Source organism: Leifsonia araucanica, assembly GCF_051161895.1.
Taxonomy (GTDB): Bacteria; Actinomycetota; Actinomycetes; order Actinomycetales; family Microbacteriaceae; genus Leifsonia.
Genome location: NZ_JBMBTW010000002.1, coordinates 513,734 through 532,307 on the forward strand (window position 1 = coordinate 513,734; position 18,574 = coordinate 532,307).

Below are 18,574 nucleotides of genomic sequence, written 5' to 3' on the forward strand. Positions count from 1 at the left end.
CACCGTGGCAGTAACGCAGGAACAGGCAGACTGGTTCGCCGGCGCCTTCTCCCAGCTGGTGGCGAACGTCGACAAGGCGATCCTCGGCAAGGAGCACAGCATCCGGCTCGTCATCACGGCGATGCTCTCCGGAGGGCACGTGCTGCTCGAGGACGTGCCTGGCACGGGGAAGACCGTGCTGGCGAAGGCGCTCGCGAACACCATCGAGGGGACGCAGTCGCGCATCCAGTTCACGCCGGACCTGCTGCCGTCCGACGTGACGGGCGTGACCATCTACGACCAGAGCAACGGCCGGTTCGAGTTCCACCCCGGCCCGATCTTCGCCTCGGTCGTGCTCGCGGACGAGATCAACAGGGCGAGCCCGAAGACCCAGTCCGCGCTGCTCGAGGTGATGGAGGAGGGCGTGGTCACGGTCGACGGCGTCGGGCATCCCGTCGGGGCGCCGTTCGTGGTGATCGCCACGCAGAACCCGGTGGAGCAGGCGGGAACGTACTCGCTGCCGGAGGCGCAGCTCGACCGGTTCCTGATCAAGACGTCGCTCGGCTACCCGGACCACGAGACCACGGTGAACCTGCTGCTCGACTCCTCGAACCGCTCGCGTGCGGCGGGCGTGCGGCCGATCATCGCCTCGGACTCCGTGACGGCGCTCGCGCAGCTCGCTTCCGACGTGCACACCGACGCGGCGGTGATGGGCTACCTGAGCGAGATCGTCTCGGCGACCCGCGCAGACAAGGACTCCGCCCTCGGCGTCAGCATCCGCGGCGCCCTCGCGCTCGCCCGTGCGGCCAAGACCTGGGCGATCTCCGCCGGGCGCACGTACGTGACGCCCGACGACGTCCGGGAGCTCGCCCTCCCTGTGCTCGCGCACCGCGTGATCGTCGACCCCGAGTCCGAGTTCGCCGGCGTGACGGCCGAGGACATCGTGTCGCGCGCCATCGCCGAAGCCACCCCGCCCGCCTACCGAGCGGCCTGATGACGACGGACACCCCAGCACCCACCGGGCGCCGCAGACGGGCGCGCCCGCTGTCCCAGGCCGGTATCGCGGCCGGGCAGCTGGGCGACGCTGTGCGCGGCACGTTCGGTGCGCTCGGCCGCCGCATCCATCCGGCCTGGCGGGCCGTCACCGGATGGCTGGCGCCGGTGCTCGGGGTGGTGAGCACGTTCGGCTGGATCGTGCTCGGGGGAGCCGCGGTCTCCCTGCTGCTGCTCCTGCTTCTCGGCTGGGCGGAGTTCGCGTTCATCGGGGCGACGCTGTTCGCGGCCTTCCTGATCGCGGTCGGCTTCGTGTTCGGCCGCTCCACCTACGACGTGGCGATCGAGCTGAACCCGCGCCGCGTGGTGGCGGGCGACAGAGCACTCGGCCGCATGGTCGTGCGGAACTCGGGATCGAAGCCGGTGCTGCCGACCAGGATGGAACTGCCCGTCGGAGCCGGCGTCGCCGAGTTCATGGTGCCGAGGCTCGCCGCCGGGGAGGAGAGCGAGGAGCTGTTCGCCGTCCCGACCGCGCGCCGCGCGCTGATCCTCGCCGGTCCTGCGCTCTCCGTCCGCGGCGACCAGCTCGGGCTGCTGCGCCGCACCACGGAGTGGACGGAGCAGGTCGAGCTGTTCGTGCACCCGAAGACGACTAGGCTCGCCGCCACCGCCCGCGGGCTGGTGCGCGACCTCGAGGGTCAGACCACCAAGGTCATCACCGACAGCGACCTCGCCTTCCATGCGCTGCGCACGTACGAGCCGGGCGACGACATCCGCAACGTGCACTGGCGCACGTCGGCGCGCACCGGACAGCTGATGGTGCGGCAGTATCAGGAGACGCGCCGGTCGCAGCTCCTGCTGGTGTTCGACGCCGAGCGCTCGCACTTCGCCGACGACGACGAATTCGAGCTGGGCGTCTCCGTGCTCGCCTCCATCGGCTGCCAGGTGATCCGCGAGGAGACGGAGATCGACGCGGTGTGGCAGCAGAAGGCGATGCGCGTCGAGACGCCGACGGCTCTGCTCGACGACTCGTGCCGCATCCAGCCGGTCGACGGGATGCACGACAGCCTGCGCGACTTCGTCCGCCGGTCGACCATGCGCCTGGCCTCCCCGAGCCTGGTCGTCATGGTGGTCGGCTCGCAGCTCGACCCCGCGCAGATCCGGGCGGCGGCGAGCCTCTACGGCACGGACACCGAGACCGTCGGCGTACGCGTCGACGTCGCGGGCGAGCCGCGGCTGAGCAGGCTCGGCGGCATGATGCTCGCGACCGTGTCGACCCTGAGCGAACTTCCCGCCCTGCTGAAGAGGGCTGGCCGATGACGCGCACGACGACCATCGACCGGCTTTCGGCGACGACCTGGATCGACGTCGCCGTCGTCGTGGTGCTGAGCGCCATCGCCGTGCTCGGCTTCGAGCCGGCCTTCGGCCACTTCTCCTTCGTCACCGCGGCGTTCGGCGGCCTGGTCGTCGGAACCGCCGCCGCCGTGTTGTGCCGACTCTTCCGTCTGTCCGTGCCGCTCACCGTCGCCGTCGCTCTCGCTGCGTACTTCCTGTTCGGCACGCCGCTCGCGATGCCGGGCTCCGCCACCCTGGGCGTCCTCCCGTCGCTCGACAGCCTGTCCGGCCTCGTCATCGGCGCGGTCTTCGGCTGGAGTGACGCCGTCACCCTGCAGGCACCGCTGGAGGCGCCGCCGTACGTCGCCGTCGTGCCGTACGTCGCCGGCTGGCTGGTGACCCTGGTGTCCGTCTCGCTCGCCGTGCGCTGGCTGCCGCGCGCGAGGGCGCGCGGGGGACGCGGCGTCGGCCGCGCCGCCGTGCTCGTTGCCGGCCCGCTCGCCCTGTTCGTCGCCGGCATCCTGCTGGGGACCGTGGATGCGTACCTCGCCGCCGTGCGGGGTGTCGCGTTCGCGGCCATCACGCTCCTCTGGCTCGCCTGGCGACGCGCACGGTCCGCCGCCGTCGAGGTCGTCGCCGACCCCGGACTGCGCCGCCGCAGGATCGTCGGGGTCGGGTCCGTGGTGCTCGGAGCCGTGGTGGTCGGCGCGCTGGCCGGCTCGGCGCTTGCGCCGCCTCCCGCATCCCGGTTCGTGCTGCGCCAGGAGGTCACGCCGCCGTTCGACCCCCTCGACTACCCGAGCCCGCTCGCCGGGTTCCGCCAGTACACGAAGGATCTGCAGAAGACCGAGCTGTTCACGGTCGACGGCCTGACCTCCGGGCAGGTCATCCGGCTCGCCACGATGGACAGCTACGACGGCGTGGTCTGGACGCTCACCGACCCGAAGGACAGCCCGGATGCGTCCGGCAGCTTCGAGCTCCTCGGCAGCACCATCCCGGAACCCCGGCTGTTCACGCCGGGCTCGACGAGCACCGCGACCATCGACATCCAGGAGTACTCGGACGTCTGGCTGCCGACGGTCGGCTACCTGACCAAGCTCGGCTTCGACGCGTATCAGGGCACGGACCCGTCCACGACGGTCCGTGTCAACACCGCGACCGGCACGACCGCCGTGACCAGCGGGGTGAAGGACGGCCTCCGCTACAGCGTCGACGCCACCGCGCAGAAGATCCCGAGCGACAAGGCGCTCGCCAAGGTCGCCCCGGCCAGGCTCGAACTGCCTCCCGTCACCAACGTCCCGGACATCGTGTCCGCGAAGGCGGAGGAGTACGCGGGGTCGGCGACCACGGCCATCCAGAAGCTGCGCAACCTGGAGCGCTCCCTCAAGACGCTCGGCTACCTCAGCCACGGCCGCGCCTCCGATCCTGTTCCGTCGCGGGCAGGGGAGGGCGCGGACAGGATGACCGACCTGTTCGCCAAATCGCCGATGGTCGGCGACCAGGAGCAGTACTCCAGCGCGTTCGCCCTGATGGCCAGGCGCCTCGGCTACCCGACGAGGGTCGTGATGGGCTTCGCCCCGAAGGTGGTCGACGGCAAGCCGACGACGGTGACCGGCAACGATGTGACGGCGTGGGACGAGGTGGCGTTCGACGGCGTCGGCTGGGTGCCGTTCTTCCCGACGCCCACCAAGACGGACGCGCCCAAGAACCAGACCACCAAGCCGAAGCTCGAACCGCAGCCGCAGGTGCGCCAGCCTCCGCCCGCCGACCCCAAGGCGCAGGACCTCCTCACCCCGGTGAAGACGAAGGACAACGAGCGCAAGAAGTCGGCGACCGGTTTCGCGATCCCCGCGTGGGCGTGGGTGGTCGGCGGCATCGTGGTCATCCCGCTCGTGCTGTACTTCGTGCCGCTGCTCATCGTCGCCGCCCTCAAACGGCGGAGGCGCAGGCGCAGGCTGACGACCGGACCGCCCGACCGCCGGGCGGCGGGCGCGTGGGACGAGCTCGCCGACGGCTACGACGAGCTCGGCCTCAGCGTGCCGCGCAATGCGACCAGGCTGCAGGCCGCCGCCGCGCTCGAAGCGCAGAGCGGCGAGCAGAACCTGCGCGTGCCGCAGGGCGGCCTCGCCACGCTCGCCCGCGACGTCGACGCCGCCGTGTTCGACGGCTCGGAGGTCAGCACGGACAGAGTGGATGCGGTCTGGCGCGCCTCCGACGCCGCCATCGGCGACGCGCGCTCCTCCGCGGGCGGGCTGCGGTCGCGCCTGGCCGCGTTCCGCTACCGCCGCGCGGCGAAGGACGGCAGGGGAAAGGGCAGCAGGGGGAAGAAGGGCAGAGCGTAGCTCCCCTATAGTGGCTGCGTGGATTCGCCCGACTTCATCGTGCCGCCGCCGCACCTCATCCCACCCCGTCACGACACGGGCACGGAGACGGTGCGGGTGCCGTCGCGCGAGCGTTCGCTCCCGGTGTTCGCGCCGCCCGCCGCCGCCCCTGCGCAGGCGGCGGCAGCGCCTGCGCGCCAGTGGCGGCTGCTGCTGCCTGGCGGCCGCGCCGTGCCGGTCACGGGCACCGTGCTGGTCGGCAGGAACCCGGTGACGTTCGGGGCGTGGACGGACGCCGAACTGGTCGCCGTCGACGACCCGGCCGCGAGCGTCTCGAAGACGCACGCCGCCTTCGAGGCGCACGGCGACACGCTGACGGTGACGGACGCGCACTCGACCAACGGCGTCGTCGTCGTGGCGGACGGGAAGCGGGAACGAGAGCTGACGCCGGGGGAGCCTGCGCCGCTCGCGCACGGCGAGACCGTGCACCTCGGCCGCTTCGCGGTGCGCGTCGAGCTCGCCTGACGGAAGCACCCGCCATCCGGTGATAACCTGACAACGTGTTTCACGGTCTGCTCCTCCTTAGCTGCCGCGACGAGTCCTAGATCCTTCAGGCCTCCCTCGTCGCGGAGTTCGTCGTCGGCTGATCCGGAAGCAAGCTAAGGAGTTCTTGAGCATCATGAGTACCGATTCCGAACGTGGACTGACTCTCGCAGAGAAGGTCTGGCGTGACCACCTGGTCGTCAAGGGCGAAGACGGTTCGCCCGACCTGATCTACATCGACCTGCACCTCGTGCACGAGGTGACCAGCCCGCAGGCCTTCGACGGCCTCCGGATGGCCGGGCGCCCGGTGCGCCGGCCCGATCTCACCATCGCCACGGAAGACCACAACACCCCGACCATCGGCATCGACAAGCCGATCGCCGACCTCACCAGCCGCACCCAGATCGAGACGCTCCGCAAGAACGCCGAGGAGTTCGGCGTCCGGCTGCACTCGCTCGGCGACCTGGAGCAGGGCATCGTGCACGTCGTCGGACCGCAGCTCGGGCTCACCATGCCCGGCATCACCGTTGTCTGCGGAGACTCGCACACCTCGACGCACGGCGCGTTCGGCGCGATGGCGTTCGGCATCGGCACCAGCGAGGTCGAGCACGTCATGGCGACGCAGACGCTGCCGCTGAAGGCGTTCAAGACGATGGCGATCACCGTCGAGGGCGAGCTGCGCCCCGGCGTGACGGCCAAAGACATCATCCTGGCGGTCATCGCCAAGATCGGCACCGGCGGCGGGCAGGGCTACGTGCTCGAATACCGCGGCAGTGCCATCCGCGCGCTCTCGATGGAGGGCAGGATGACCATCTGCAACATGTCGATCGAGGCCGGCGCCCGGGCAGGGATGGTCGCGCCGGACGAGACGACGTACGCCTACCTCGAGGGCCGCCCGCACGCGCCGTCCGGCCAGGACTGGGACGACGCCGTCGCGTACTGGGAGACGCTCGCCACCGACGACGACGCCGTCTTCGACGCCGAGGTCTACCTCGACGCCGCGGAGATCGAACCGTTCGTCACCTGGGGCACCAACCCCGGCCAGGGCGTTTCGCTCAGCCAGAACGTGCCAGACCCCGCCACCATCGCGGACGCCAACCAGCGCGCCGCGGCCGAGCGGGCCCTGGAGTACATGGATCTCGCGGCCGGAACGCCGATGAAGAGCATCCCGGTGGATGCGGTCTTCATGGGCTCGTGCACCAACAGCCGCATCGAAGACCTCCGCGCCTTCGCCTCCGTCATCAAGGGGCACAAGAAGGCCGACGGCGTGCGCGTCATGGTCGTGCCTGGCAGCGCCCGCGTGCGCATCGAGGCCGAGGCGGAGGGCATCGACAAGATCGTCGAGGAGTTCGGCGCGGAGTGGCGGTTCGCCGGGTGCTCGATGTGCCTCGGCATGAACCCGGACCAGCTCGCTCCCGGGGAGCGCTGCGCATCCACCTCCAACCGCAACTTCGAGGGCAGGCAGGGCAAGGGAGGGCGCACCCACCTGGTGTCCCCGCTGGTCGCCGCAGCGACCGCGATCCGCGGGACGCTGTCCAGCCCGTGGGACCTCGAGCACGACCATGGTGACGACACGCCGGGCCGTGACGGCTCGGATACGCGCGCAGGAGAGAAGGTGGGCGCCTGATGGAAAAGATCTCAACGATCGAGGGCGTCGCCGTGCCGTTCCGCCGCTCCAACGTCGACACCGACCAGATCATCCCCGCGGTGTTCCTCAAGCGCGTCACCAAGACGGGCTTCGACGACGCGCTGTTCCACGCCTGGCGGCAGGATCCTGAGTTCATTCTCAACCAGCCCGCATACCAGGGAGCGCGCGTCCTGATCGCCGGGGCCGACTTCGGCACGGGATCGTCGCGCGAGCACGCCGTGTGGGCGCTGCGCGACTACGGCTTCGCGGCCGTGCTCAGCCCCCGGTTCGCCGACATCTTCCGTGGCAACGCCGGCAAGCAGGGACTGCTCGCCGGGCAGATCACGGAGGAGGACGCCGAGCGTCTCTGGCAGGCCATCGAGGCCCAGCCGGGAATAGCCGCGACGGTGGATCTGGTTGCCAAGACTGCGAGCGTCGGTGAAGTCCAGGTGTCTTTCGACATCGACGATTACACTAGGTGGCGTTTGCTCGAAGGGTTGGACGACATCGCTCTGACCCTGCGCGACGAGGCGCGCATTTCAGAATACGAAGCCCGCCGCGAGAGCTGGCGGCCCAAAACGTTACCGGTGAAACTTTGAACTCACTTCTTCAGGACGCTCAGGCAGCAGGAGCGCGTGTCGGCCTCAAGGGCGACCGCATCACGATCAACGGGGGCATCCCGCTCCGCGGCAGGATCGAGCTGAAGGGCGCGAAGAACCTCGTCACCAAGGCGATGGTCGCCGCCCTCCTGGGTGAGGGTCCGAGCGTGCTGCGCGACGTCCCGGACATCAGCGATGTCCGGGTCGTGCGCGGCCTGCTCGAGATCCACGGTGTCAAGGTCACCGACGGAACGGACGAGGGCGAACTGCTCCTCGACCCGAGCGCGGTCGAGTCCGCCCACATGGCGGACATCGACGCGCACGCCGGCTCCAGCCGCATCCCGATCCTGTTCTGCGGGCCGCTGCTGCACCGCCTCGGCGAGGCGTTCATCCCCGACCTCGGCGGCTGCCGCATCGGCGACCGCCCGATCGACTACCACCTCGAAGTGCTGCGCAAGTTCGGCGCCATCGTCGACAAGCTGCCCACCGGCATCAGGATGACCGCCCCGAACGGCCTGCACGGAGCCAAGCTCGAGCTGCCGTACCCGAGCGTCGGCGCCACGGAGCAGGTGCTGCTCACGGCCGTCCGCGCCGAGGGCATCACCGAGCTCAAGGGTGCTGCGATCGAGCCGGAGATCATGGATCTCATCAACATCCTGCAGAAGATGGGTGCGATCATCACGGTCGACACCGACCGCGTCATCCGCATCGAGGGCGTCAAGAAGCTCGTCGGATACAGCCACACCGCGCTGTTCGACCGCAACGAGGCAGCCAGCTGGGCCGCCGCGGCGCTCGCCACCGGCGGAGACATCTACGTCGGCGGAGCCCGCCAGCCGGAGATGCTCACCTTCCTCAACGTCTTCCGCAAGGTCGGCGGCGCGTTCGAGATCCACGACGACGGCATCCGGTTCTTCCACCCGGGAGGCGAGCTCAAGCCCGTCGTCATCGAGACGGACGTGCACCCCGGCTTCATGACCGACTGGCAGCAGCCGCTCGTCATCGCCCTCACCAAGGCGAAGGGTGTCTCGATCGTCCACGAGACCGTGTACGAGCAGCGCTTCGGCTTCGTCGACGCCCTGATCGACATGGGTGCGAAGATCCAGATCCACAAGGAGTGCCTCGGCGGGCACCCGTGCCGCTTCGGTCAGCGCAACTTCAACCACTCGGCGGTCATCATGGGACCGACCGACCTGAAGGGTGCGGACATCGAGGTTCCCGACCTGCGCGGAGGCTTCAGCCACCTGATCGCCGCGCTCACGGCCGAGGGACGCTCGACCGTCAGCAACGTCGGGATCATCAGCCGCGGCTACGAGAACTTCATCACCAAGCTGCAGCTGCTGGGAGCCGACTTCGTTCTCGAAGGATAATGGAGGGGTGTCCCGACCCTCTTCAGAGCAGAACCCGGCAACCGATCGACCGAGCACACCCGTGAAGCTCCCGCGCAAGGAGACGAGCAGGCCCTCGATCTTCTGGGTGCTCGCGGGGATCGTCATCCCGATCATGAGCATCGCGGTGCGATTCAGCATCCAGGACGGCGACAAGCTTCCGCGCCGCGGTGCGTACGTCGTCGCGCCGAACCACTACAGCGAGATCGACCCGGTGATGGTCGGGATGGTCTCCTGGAAGCTCGGCAGGATGCCGCGGTTCCTCGCCAAGGGGAGCCTGTTCCGCATCCCGGTGGTCGGCTGGTTCCTGCGCAAGTCCGGTCAGGTGCCGGTCGAGCGCGCCGGGTCGACCCGCGGCTCTGCGCCGCTCACCGCGGCCAAGGAGATCGTGCGGGACGGCCGCATCGTCATCATCTACCCGGAGGGCTCGCTCACCCGCGATCCCGACCTGTGGCCGATGCGCGGTAAGACGGGTGCTGCGCGGATGGCGCTCGAGAACGACCTGCCGGTGATCCCCGTCGCGCACTGGGGAACCCAGCACGTGATGGCGCGCTACGGCAAGAAGATCAGCTTCTTCCCGCGCAAGATCATCGAGGTCAAGATCGGCGACCCCGTCGACCTGTCCGCTTTCCGAGGCCGCAACCTCGACGCGGCGACGCTGAACGAAGCGACCGCCGTCATCATGGACGCCATCACTGCGCTGCTGGAAGACCTCCGCGGCGAGAAGGCGCCTGCAGTCCGGTGGAACCCCGCCGAGCACGACCAGAAGGAGACCGGCCGTTTTGAAGGCTAGCGCTGGCAGACGCCCCGTCGTCGCCCCCCGCAGGATCGCCGTCCTCGGCGCAGGCAGCTGGGGGACGACGTTCGCGAAGATCCTCGCGGACGGCGGCTCCGACGTGACCCTCTGGGCGCGCCGCCCGGAGCTGGCGCGCGAGATCAACGAGGTGAAGCGCAACAGCGACTACCTCGAGGGCATCAACCTTCCCCGCAACCTCAAGGCCACCTCCAAGCTGTCTGATGCGATGCGGGATGCGGAACTCGTCTTCGTCTCCATCCCGAGCCAGACCCTGCGCTCCAACCTGGAGGCCATCGCGCCGTACCTCGGCCCGTCGACCATCGTCGTCAGCCTGATGAAAGGCGTCGAGAAGGGCACGGGCCTCCGGATGAGCGAGGTGATCGCCCAGGGGCTGCCGATCGAGCAGGAGCGCATCGCCGTCGCGTCGGGGCCCAACCTCGCGCTCGAGATCGCGCGCGAGCAGCCGACGGCCGCTGTGGTGTCGTCGGTGAGCCTCGAGACGGCGCAGGCGGTGGCGATGGCCGCCACCAACCGCTACTTCCGCAGCTTCGTGAACACCGACGTGATCGGCACCGAGTTCGGCGGCGTGCTCAAGAACCTGATCGCCGTCGCCATCGGCATCGTCGACGGTGTCGGCTACGGCGAGAACACCAAGGCGTCGATCATCACCCGCGGGCTGGTGGAGATGACGGACTTCGCCGTGGCATACGGCGCGGAGGCCGTCACGCTGTCCGGCCTCGCCGGTCTCGGCGACCTGATCGCCACCTGCGAGTCGTCGCTCAGCCGCAACAACACCGCGGGCCGTCTGCTCGGCCAGGGCTACAGCTTCAACGACGTCGTGAAGCAGATGAACCAGACCGCCGAAGGTCTGGCGTCCGTCGCCCCCATCCTGACGCTGGCGGAGGCCCGCGGCGTGGACATGCCCATCGTGCGCCAGGTGAGCCAGGTGCTTGCCGGTACGCTCGATCCGAAAGACATCGCGCCGCATCTCACCACCGATTCGGACGAACCCCAGGGTGAAAGGACAACGGATGACGGACCGAATCGCGGTCGTGCTTCTCTTCGGGGGGCGTTCAAGCGAGCATTCGATCAGCTGCGCAACGGCGGCGGGAGTGCTCGGCGCGATTGACCGCGACCGCTACGAGGTCATCCCCGTCGGCATCACCCGCGACGGTGCGTTCACCCTGCAGCCGGACGACGCGGCGCTGTTCGCGCTGAACGCCGAGAAGCTGCCGGCCGTCGAGGACAACGGAACGCGCATCCGCTGGCCGGAGAGCGCCGTGACGCGCGAGCTGACGGTGACGGAGGGCGGCCAGACGCGGTCGCTCGGCGACATCGACCTGGTGTTCCCGATCCTGCACGGCCCGTGGGGAGAGGACGGCACCATCCAGGGGATGCTCGAGCTGGTCGACCTGCCCTACGTCGGCAGCGGCGTGCTGGCCAGCTCGCTCGGGATGGACAAGCACTTCACGAAGACCGTGCTGCAGCAGGCGGGCATCCCCGTGGCGCCGTGGCGCACGGTCTCCGCGTACGAGTGGCGCACCGACAAGGATGCGGTGCGCAGGACGGCGGAGGAGCTGGGGCTCCCCGCGTTCGTGAAGCCGGCGCGCGCCGGTTCGAGCGTCGGCGTCAGCAAGGTCTCCGACTGGTCGCAGCTCGACGCGGCGATCGAGACGGCGCTGGCCGAGGACGACCGCGTGCTCATCGAGTCCGGCCTGGTCGGCCGCGAGGTGGAGATCGCGGTGCTCGGCGGCCGCCCCGGACAGGCGACCCGCGCCTCCGTCGCCGGCGAGATCGTGGTCACCGGCCGCGACTTCTACGACTTCGAAGCCAAATACCTGGATGCGCCCGGCATCGACCTGGTCTGCCCGGCCGACCTGACCGCCGACGTGCTCGCCACGATGCAGGCGCTCGGTGCGAAGGCGTTCGACGCCATCGGGGGAGAGGGCCTCGCCCGCGTCGACTTCTTCCTCACCGCGGACGGTTTCGTCATCAACGAGATCAACACCATGCCCGGCTTCACGCCGATCTCGATGTTCCCGCGCTGCTGGCAGGAGTCCGGCCTCGCATACCCGGCGCTGATCACCGAGCTCATCGACGTCGCGCTGGCGCGCGCCGCGGCCTGACCCCTAGCGCGTCGGGGTCGGCGTCGGGGTCGGTGTCGGCGCCGGTGTGAGCGAGGTGTCGAGCGTCGACAGGCACTTGCTGGTCTGCTTGATGGTCTGGATGGCGCTCGCGAACTCGGGGAGCACCGACGCGTCCGAGACACCGGCGACGTGGTCGATGACGACCTCCGTGGCCGGGGTGCGGCCGAAGGTCTGGTAGACGATCGTCTTCGCATCCGGTTCGGTCATCAGCACCCAGTCGACACCGTTCACCGAGACGCACGGCTTGGTGGTCGGGCCGATCGGCGGCACGCCGCAGCGCAGCAGCACGGCGGTCGGGTCGCCCCACGCGCCGGTCGCCTGCGCGTCGGTCTGACGCTCTGCCTTGCCGCCCACGCTGTCGGGCAGGCGGACGCTGACCTCCGCGCATCCGGGATCGTTGGCGTCGGCCGCCGGCTGGAGCGAGACGATCGGCGCGCATCCGGCGAGGGCGATGCCTGCGCCGAGGACGATGGTGAGGAGGGCTGCTGTGCGACGCTGGGCGCGGTGACGGGTGGACATCGGTTTCAGGCTACCGTTTGATGCATGACGATGTCTGGGAGCGGAACCGCGGGAGCGACCATCGGCGAGGTGTCCGAGGTGGAGACTCTGAAGCGGATCTTCCCCCGGCTGCCGGAGTCCGCGGCCACCATCGTCGGGCCGGGCGACGACGCCGCCGTGATCGCGGCTCCGGACGGCCGGTACGTGGTGACGACGGACATGATGGTGCACGGTCCCGACTTCCGGCTGGCCTGGTCGACGCCGTACGACCTCGGCTGGAAGGCCGCGGCGACCAACCTCTCCGACGTTGCGGCGATGGGGGCCGTGCCCACCGCGATGGTCGTCGCCATCGCCGCGCCGTCCGCAACGCCCGTCCACGACCTGGAACGCGTCGCCGACGGGTTCCGCGACGCCTGCGCTTCCCTCGCCCCCGGATGCGGCGTGGTCGGCGGGGATCTGTCCGCCTCGGACACCTTCACCATCGCCGTGACCGCGTTCGGCGACCTGGAGGGCCGCGACCCCGTGCTGCGCAGCGGAGCGCGCGCCGGCGACGTGCTGGCGGTGTCCGGAGCGCTCGGGCGTGCAGGGACCGGGCTGCGCCTCTTGTTCGAGCGGGCGGTCGACGAGACGGGGGAGCCGGACAGGGCGCGCTTCGAGGAGGTGCTGCGCGAGCATCCGGATGCGGTGGCCGCGCAATTGCGTCCGGAGCCGCCGATCCAGGATGGGCCGCTCGCCGCCGTCGCGGGCGCCACCGCCATGCTCGACCTGAGCGACGGACTCGCGCTCGACGCCCGCCGGGTCGCCCTGGCGAGCGGCGTGGCACTCGACATCGACCCTGCTGCGCTCGGCGGGGACGTGCAGGCGGCGCTCACCGGGGGAGAGGACCACGGACTCCTCGCGACCTTCCCGGCCGGGACGGAGCTGCCGGGCGGCTTCCGCGCCATCGGGACGGTGCGGGAGGGCGACGGCCTGCTGGTGGGCGGGCGGCCGTTCGACGCGCGCGGTGGCTGGGACCCGTACGAGGGCTGGGACGGCAACGCCGGCTGAGCGGCGCGATACGGAGGTCGGTCGCGACCGGTGTCTGTAGCGTCAGTCGCGTTCGAGCCAGTACAGCGCCGTGTCGCCGTAGTCCTTGCGGCGCTCGATCACGAGGCCGTCCGGCATGGTCGGCTCCGGGGTGCGGGTGCTGCGCTCGACGCACACCGTGGCGTGCGGGGCGAGGCGCGGCACGAGGGCGGTGAGCACGGCGAGCAGCTCGGCGTCGTCCACCTCGTATGGCGGGTCGATGAACACCAGGTCGTAGGTCGAGCCCGCCCCGGCGAGGTAGCTCTGCACGGCCGCGCCGCGCACCTCGATGACGGGTACCGCATAACGCGGCGCGGCCTTCGCGACCGACTGCGCGTTCCTGCGGCAGACCTGGGCGGCGTCCGCGTTCCTCTCCACCAGCGTGACGTGCGTCGCGCCTCTGCTCGCGGCCTCCAGGCCGAGCGCGCCGGATCCGGCGTACAGGTCGAGCACCCGGGCGCCGTGCACGGCATCGCGCGCGTCGAGCGCGGAGAAGATCGCCTCGCGCACCCTGTCGCTCGTCGGGCGGGTTCCGCTCTTCGGCACCTGCAGGCTGAGCGAGCCGGCGAATCCGGCGACGATACGTGTCATGGCAATTCGAGCCTAGCGTCAGCGACGGCAGGGCGGCCAAGATGGAGGGATGGTAGATCGCCTGGAACAGGCAGAACTCGACGCCATCTGGAACTTCGACGACCCTGTCGCCTCTGCCGACCGGTTCGCCGCAGCGGCGGCCGAGCCCGACCGGCCCGAACTGGTCAGGGCAGAGCTCGAGACCCAGCGCGCCCGCGCGCTCGGGCTGCTGCGCCGCTTCGACGAGGCGGACGCCCTGCTCGACCTGCTCATCCCCGCCACGGACACGCTCGCCGTGCGCGTGCTGCTCGAACGCGGACGGCTCCGCAACTCCGCGGGACGAACCGCGGAGGCCACCGCCCTGTTCGAGGAGGCCCTCAGCGCTGCCCGGCGCCAGGGAGAGACCTTCCTCGCCGTCGATGCGGCCCACATGCTCGCCATCTCCGATCCGGAGCGCTCGGAGCACTGGACGGCGGAGGGGCTCTCCGACCTCGCATCCAGCCACGACCAGCGCACCCTGCGCTGGGCGGTCGCCCTGCACAACAACCGCGGCTGGCGGCTGTTCGAGGAGGGCACCCCGGTGTCGGCGCTCGCCGAGTTCGAGGCGGCGGAGGAGGCGGCAGAGCGCTACGGCACGCCGGAGCAGCGCTTCGCGGCGGCGTGGACCGTCGCACGCTGCCTGCGCGAGCTCGGGCGCATCCAGGAGGCCAGGCGCATCCAGCAGCGGCTCGCCGCCGAGCAGCCGGAGGACGAGGCCGTCGCGGCCGAACTGGCGGCACTGACGGACGCGGCGCATACGATCGAACCATGAGTTCCGTTTCCGCACCGGCCGTCGATGGTGCGATCAGTCTCGACTCCCGGCTGAGCGGGGTCCTCGGCGGGCGCACGTCTTCCGCGTTCGAGAAGGCGTTCGGGATGCGCACCGTCTCCGACCTGTTGAGCCACTATCCGCGCCGCTACGCCAAGCGCGGCGAGCTGACGGCGCTGGCGAACCTGCCGCTGGACGAGAACGTGACCATCGTGGCCGAGGTCATCCGGGTGCAGGAGCGCCCGATGCGCGCCCGCCGCGGCTCCATCCTCGAGGTGAAGATCACCGACGGAGAAGGCATCCTGACCCTCACCTTCTTCAACCAGGCGTGGCGGGCGAAAGAGCTCGTCCCCGGTGTCCGCGGCATCTTCGCCGGCAAGGTGTCCGACTACCGCGGCGCCCTGCAGCTGGCGCATCCGGACTACGAACTGTTCGAGCCGGATGCGGAGAACGCCGTCGTCCCCGGCAGCGCCGCCGCGAAGAACTGGGCGCAGACCCCCATCCCGATCTACCCGGCGACCGGCACCGTCGCCAGCTGGCAGGTGCAGAAGGCCGTCGCGCTCGCCCTGGATGCGCTGACCGACGTTCCGGACCCCGTGCCGCAGAGGATCGTGGCCGAGCGCGGCCTGCTCACCCTGCGGACCGCGTACGAGTACATGCACCGTCCGGAGAAGGACGCGCAGTGGCAGCGGGCGCGCGACACGCTGCGGTTCCACGAGGCGTTCGTGCTGCAGGCCGCCCTGCTGCAGCAGCGCGCGGCCTCCCGGGCGATCGCCGCGACCCCGCGCACGGCGAAGACGGGCGGCTTCCTCGACAGGCTGGATGACGTCCTCCCGTTCGAGCTCACCGCCGACCAGGCCACAGTCGGCGCAGAGATCGCGCGCGACCTGGCGGACACCGCCCCGATGCACCGGCTGGTGCAGGGCGAGGTCGGCTCCGGCAAGACCCTGGTTGCGCTGCGGGCGATGCTCGCCGTCGCGGACTCCGGCGGCCAGGCCGCGCTGCTCGCGCCCACCGAGGTGCTCGCCGGACAGCACCTGCGCTCGATCGTGAAGATGCTCGGGCCGGACCTCGCCGCCGACCTGATGCCGACCCTGCTCACCGGGCAGCTGTCCACCGCCGAGCGCAAGAAGGCGCTGCTGCGCACGGTGTCCGGCCAGGCCCGCATCGTGGTCGGCACGCACGCGCTGCTCGGCGACGCCGTGACGTTCTTCGACCTGGGGCTCGTGGTGGTGGACGAGCAGCACCGGTTCGGCGTGGAGCAGCGGGAGGCGCTGCGGGCGAAGGGCGGCACGCCTCCGCACGTGCTCGTGCTCACGGCGACGCCCATCCCGCGCACGGTCGCGATGACGGTGTTCGGCGACCTGGACGTGTCGACCATCGCCCAGCTGCCGGCGGGCCGCCAGGGCATCGAGAGCTTCGTCGTGCCACTGGCCGACCGGCCGGGCTGGGAGCGGCGCATCTGGGAGCGCGCGGCGGAGGAGATCGCCAAAGGCAGGCAGGTGTTCGTGGTCTGCCCGGCGATCACCGGCAAAGACAGGGAGGACGACGGAGAAGAGGCGGAGCAGGACGAGGACGGCGCCCCCGTGCGCCCGATCGCCAACGTCGAGTCCATCACGGCGCAGGTGCGCGCCGACCCGCTGTTCCGGGATGCGCGCATCGGGATGCTGCACGGCAAGCTCAGCAGCGACGCCAAGGACGAGATCATGCGCGCGTTCGCCGCAGGCGACCTCGACCTGATCGTCGCCACCACCGTGATCGAGGTCGGGGTAGATGTGCCGAACGCGTCGGCGATGGTCATCCTCGACGCGGACAGGTTCGGCGTCTCGCAGCTGCACCAGTTGCGCGGCCGGGTCGGCCGCGGCGGGGTGCCAGGGCTCTGCCTGATGGTCACCTCCGCCGAGCAGGAGACGCTCGCCAGGGAGCGGGTCGAAGCGGTGGCCGCGACGCTCGACGGCTTCGAGCTGGCGAACATCGACCTGGAGCTGCGCCGCGAGGGCGACGTGCTCGGCAGCAGGCAGTCCGGCGGACGGTCGTCCCTGCGGCTGTTGCGCGTGGTCTCCGACGGGGAACTGATCGCGGAGGCGAGGACGGCGGCGCAAGAGACGCTGGACGACGACGGAGGGCTCTCCGCGCATCCCGCACTGGCCGCCGCGCTCGCACGGCGACTGGACGAGAGCGAACGGGCCTTCCTCGGCAAATCCTGACCGCTCGGCAAATCCTGACCGCTCGGTGGCCCCTGGAAGGGGGCGGCGCCACGGCCATATTTTGGTAACGGATTCACAACGAAATGCCGGGTACAGCGGGATAGTCTGAAGGTCTATGAACAGGATCGCCGTTGTCCCTGGATCGTTCGACCCGGTCACCCTCGGGCATCTCGACGTCATCGAACGTGCCGCAGGCCTGTTCGACGAGGTCCACGTGCTCGTCGTGCACAACCCGGACAAGAGCGCCCTCCTGCCCATCGCTCAGCGGGTCGCCCTGATCGAGCGCTCGATCGCGGACGCCGGGATCCCCGGGAACATCGTCGTCGCATCCTGGAGTGTCGGCCTGCTGGTCGACTACTGCACCGATGTCGGGGCGCACGTGCTCGTCAAGGGCATCCGGTCGCAGGTGGACGTGGCGTACGAGACGCCGATGGCCATCGTCAACCGCCACCTCGCGGCGGTCGAGACCGTGTTCATCCTGCCCAACCCAGCCAACGCCCACGTCTCCAGTTCCCTCGTGCGCCAGGTCTCCGCGCTCGGGGGTGACGTGAGTCCATACGTCCCCACCGCCGTCTACGAGTATTTGCAGGAGACATGAACAGTTACGCGACGCGCCAGCCGACCGAATCGTCGGTCGCCCCCGATGAGACGGACCACGCCACCGGGATGGACCTCGATGAGCTGAGGCGCGCCGCGGCCCAGATCACCGCCAACGTCGAGTCGGTCATCGACGGCAAGCACGACGCCGTCCAGACTGCGCTCACCGTGCTGCTCGCCGAAGGGCACCTGCTGATCGAGGATGTGCCGGGCGTCGGGAAGACGATGCTCGCGAAGTCGCTGGCGAAGTCGGTCGACTGCACGGTGAGCCGCATCCAGTTCACGCCGGACCTGCTGCCGAGCGATGTCACCGGCGTGTCCGTCTACAACCAGGCGGAGCGGCGGTTCGAGTTCAAGCCGGGAGCGGTGTTCGCGAACATCGTCATCGGCGACGAGATCAACCGCGCGAGCCCTAAGACCCAGTCGGCACTGCTCGAGTGCATGGAGGAGCGGCAGGTCACGGTCGACGGCTCCACGTACCCGCTGAGCGCGCCGTTCATCGTCGTCGCCACGCAGAACCCGGTCGAGATGGAGGGCACGTATGCGCTCCCGGAGGCGCAGCGCGACCGGTTCATGGCGCGCATCGCGATGGGATACCCGGACGACGCCTCCGAGCTCGCCATGCTCACCACCAGGGACACCTCCAGCCCGCTCTCCCGGATCGGGCCGGTCGTCACCTCGGACGAGCTGCGGGCCATGATGACCACCGCCCGCAGCGTGTTCGCCTCCACGCCGGTCAAGCAGTACGCGGTCGACATCGTGCGCGCCACCAGGGAGGACAGGGATCTGCGCCTCGGCGGCAGCCCCAGGGCCACGCTGCAGCTCGTGCGGGCGGCGAAGGCGATGGCGGCGCTCGACGGCCGCGACTTCGTGCTCCCCGACGACATCGACACGCTCGCCGTCCCCGTGCTCGGGCACCGGCTGCTGCCGACCAGCCGCGCGCTCGGCCACCACCACGAGAGCGCGCCGGTCATTGCGGACATCGTCCGCAGGATCGTCGCGGCGACCCCCGTGCCCGTCGGCTCCGGCGCGATCGGGGCAGCGGGCAGTTCCGGCCGTGCGGATGGTGCGAACCGCCCGACCAGGGCAGGGCAGGCGGGCTGA

17 protein-coding genes are annotated in these 18,574 nt (G+C 70.3%); 15 read left to right on the plus strand and 2 right to left on the minus strand.

Going from position 1 to position 18,574, the window contains the following annotated elements; all coding sequences use genetic code 11:
• The first annotated feature begins 4 nt into the window (after positions 1-4).
• The 10 genes from ACN6M5_RS02400 (at position 5) to ACN6M5_RS02445 (ending at position 11,704) form a co-directional block, all read left to right on the plus strand.
• Positions 5-973, plus strand: coding sequence for an AAA family ATPase (locus ACN6M5_RS02400; protein ID WP_085370331.1), 969 nt, complete (start codon positions 5-7; stop codon positions 971-973).
• Complete coding sequence (locus tag ACN6M5_RS02405) at positions 973-2,292, plus strand: DUF58 domain-containing protein (RefSeq protein ID WP_434948387.1); 1,320 nt, start codon at positions 973-975, stop codon at positions 2,290-2,292. The genes ACN6M5_RS02400 and ACN6M5_RS02405 overlap by 1 nt, the downstream gene beginning before the upstream one ends.
• The gene (locus ACN6M5_RS02410) at positions 2,289-4,649 is read left to right on the plus strand and encodes a transglutaminase-like domain-containing protein (protein WP_434948388.1); all 2,361 of its coding nucleotides are present in this window, start codon (positions 2,289-2,291) and stop codon (positions 4,647-4,649) included. Before ACN6M5_RS02405 ends, ACN6M5_RS02410 begins: the two co-directional genes overlap by 4 nt.
• Positions 4,650-4,667: 18 nt before the next feature.
• The gene (locus ACN6M5_RS02415) at positions 4,668-5,153 is read left to right on the plus strand and encodes an FHA domain-containing protein (RefSeq protein ID WP_434948389.1); all 486 of its coding nucleotides are present in this window, start codon (positions 4,668-4,670) and stop codon (positions 5,151-5,153) included.
• A 154-nt stretch (positions 5,154-5,307) separates the two neighbouring features.
• The gene (leuC, locus tag ACN6M5_RS02420) at positions 5,308-6,798 is read left to right on the plus strand and encodes a 3-isopropylmalate dehydratase large subunit (RefSeq protein WP_434948390.1); all 1,491 of its coding nucleotides are present in this window, start codon (positions 5,308-5,310) and stop codon (positions 6,796-6,798) included.
• A complete protein-coding gene (gene leuD, locus ACN6M5_RS02425; protein ID WP_085370339.1) occupies positions 6,798-7,397 on the plus strand; it encodes a 3-isopropylmalate dehydratase small subunit in 600 nt (199 codons plus the stop codon). Before leuC ends, leuD begins: the two co-directional genes overlap by 1 nt.
• The gene (gene murA / locus ACN6M5_RS02430) at positions 7,394-8,764 is read left to right on the plus strand and encodes a UDP-N-acetylglucosamine 1-carboxyvinyltransferase (protein WP_085370341.1); all 1,371 of its coding nucleotides are present in this window, start codon (positions 7,394-7,396) and stop codon (positions 8,762-8,764) included. Before leuD ends, murA begins: the two co-directional genes overlap by 4 nt.
• 61 nt (positions 8,765-8,825) lie before the next feature.
• A complete protein-coding gene (locus ACN6M5_RS02435; protein WP_434948391.1) occupies positions 8,826-9,575 on the plus strand; it encodes a lysophospholipid acyltransferase family protein in 750 nt (249 codons plus the stop codon).
• Positions 9,565-10,707, plus strand: a complete 1,143-nt coding sequence (locus ACN6M5_RS02440) for an NAD(P)H-dependent glycerol-3-phosphate dehydrogenase (protein ID WP_168689256.1) — start codon at positions 9,565-9,567, stop codon at positions 10,705-10,707. Before ACN6M5_RS02435 ends, ACN6M5_RS02440 begins: the two co-directional genes overlap by 11 nt.
• Positions 10,610-11,704: a D-alanine--D-alanine ligase family protein gene (locus ACN6M5_RS02445; protein ID WP_434948392.1), complete on the plus strand. Its 1,095-nt coding sequence runs from the start codon at positions 10,610-10,612 to the stop codon at positions 11,702-11,704. The genes ACN6M5_RS02440 and ACN6M5_RS02445 overlap by 98 nt, the downstream gene beginning before the upstream one ends.
• A gap of 3 nt (positions 11,705-11,707) precedes the next feature.
• On the opposite strand, the gene ACN6M5_RS02450 is transcribed toward ACN6M5_RS02445, so the two are convergent.
• Positions 11,708-12,244, minus strand: a complete 537-nt coding sequence (locus tag ACN6M5_RS02450) for a DUF3515 family protein (RefSeq protein ID WP_168689261.1) — start codon at positions 12,242-12,244, stop codon at positions 11,708-11,710.
• A gap of 24 nt (positions 12,245-12,268) precedes the next feature.
• Here ACN6M5_RS02450 and thiL point away from each other — a divergent pair, with 24 nt between their 5' ends.
• Entirely contained in the window at positions 12,269-13,270 is a 1,002-nt protein-coding gene (gene thiL, locus ACN6M5_RS02455; protein ID WP_434948393.1) for a thiamine-phosphate kinase, read from the plus strand.
• Positions 13,271-13,312: 42 nt separating this feature from the next.
• Here thiL and rsmD read toward each other — a convergent pair whose 3' ends face one another.
• The gene (gene rsmD, locus ACN6M5_RS02460; protein ID WP_085370356.1) at positions 13,313-13,879 is read right to left on the minus strand and encodes a 16S rRNA (guanine(966)-N(2))-methyltransferase RsmD; all 567 of its coding nucleotides are present in this window, start codon (positions 13,877-13,879) and stop codon (positions 13,313-13,315) included.
• Between the two features lie 49 nt (positions 13,880-13,928).
• Here rsmD and ACN6M5_RS02465 point away from each other — a divergent pair, with 49 nt between their 5' ends.
• The 4 genes from ACN6M5_RS02465 (at position 13,929) to ACN6M5_RS02480 (ending at position 18,574) form a co-directional block, all read left to right on the plus strand.
• Positions 13,929-14,669, plus strand: coding sequence for a hypothetical protein (locus ACN6M5_RS02465; protein WP_434948394.1), 741 nt, complete (start codon positions 13,929-13,931; stop codon positions 14,667-14,669).
• Complete coding sequence (locus ACN6M5_RS02470; RefSeq protein WP_434948395.1) at positions 14,666-16,873, plus strand: ATP-dependent DNA helicase RecG; 2,208 nt, start codon at positions 14,666-14,668, stop codon at positions 16,871-16,873. The genes ACN6M5_RS02465 and ACN6M5_RS02470 overlap by 4 nt, the downstream gene beginning before the upstream one ends.
• A gap of 115 nt (positions 16,874-16,988) precedes the next feature.
• Positions 16,989-17,471: a pantetheine-phosphate adenylyltransferase gene (coaD, locus tag ACN6M5_RS02475; RefSeq protein WP_085370359.1), complete on the plus strand. Its 483-nt coding sequence runs from the start codon at positions 16,989-16,991 to the stop codon at positions 17,469-17,471.
• The gene (locus ACN6M5_RS02480) at positions 17,468-18,574 is read left to right on the plus strand and encodes an AAA family ATPase (RefSeq protein WP_434948396.1); all 1,107 of its coding nucleotides are present in this window, start codon (positions 17,468-17,470) and stop codon (positions 18,572-18,574) included. Before coaD ends, ACN6M5_RS02480 begins: the two co-directional genes overlap by 4 nt.

Excerpts from the sequence above, each read along its gene's own strand:
- ACN6M5_RS02405 (WP_434948387.1), top strand. The coding sequence starts at position 973 with ATGACGACGGACACCCCAGCACCCACCGGGCGCCGCAGACGGGCGCGC.
- ACN6M5_RS02450 (WP_168689261.1), bottom strand. The coding sequence starts at position 12,244 with ATGTCCACCCGTCACCGCGCCCAGCGTCGCACAGCAGCCCTCCTCACC.
- ACN6M5_RS02445 (WP_434948392.1), top strand. The coding sequence starts at position 10,610 with ATGACGGACCGAATCGCGGTCGTGCTTCTCTTCGGGGGGCGTTCAAGC.
- ACN6M5_RS02470 (WP_434948395.1), top strand. The coding sequence starts at position 14,666 with ATGAGTTCCGTTTCCGCACCGGCCGTCGATGGTGCGATCAGTCTCGAC.
- ACN6M5_RS02465 (WP_434948394.1), top strand. The coding sequence starts at position 13,929 with ATGGTAGATCGCCTGGAACAGGCAGAACTCGACGCCATCTGGAACTTC.
- ACN6M5_RS02480 (WP_434948396.1), top strand. The coding sequence starts at position 17,468 with ATGAACAGTTACGCGACGCGCCAGCCGACCGAATCGTCGGTCGCCCCC.
- ACN6M5_RS02410 (WP_434948388.1), top strand. The coding sequence starts at position 2,289 with ATGACGCGCACGACGACCATCGACCGGCTTTCGGCGACGACCTGGATC.
- leuC (WP_434948390.1), top strand. The coding sequence starts at position 5,308 with ATGAGTACCGATTCCGAACGTGGACTGACTCTCGCAGAGAAGGTCTGG.
- coaD (WP_085370359.1), top strand. The coding sequence starts at position 16,989 with ATGAACAGGATCGCCGTTGTCCCTGGATCGTTCGACCCGGTCACCCTC.
- rsmD (WP_085370356.1), bottom strand. The coding sequence starts at position 13,879 with ATGACACGTATCGTCGCCGGATTCGCCGGCTCGCTCAGCCTGCAGGTG.
- leuD (WP_085370339.1), top strand. The coding sequence starts at position 6,798 with ATGGAAAAGATCTCAACGATCGAGGGCGTCGCCGTGCCGTTCCGCCGC.
- thiL (WP_434948393.1), top strand. The coding sequence starts at position 12,269 with ATGACGATGTCTGGGAGCGGAACCGCGGGAGCGACCATCGGCGAGGTG.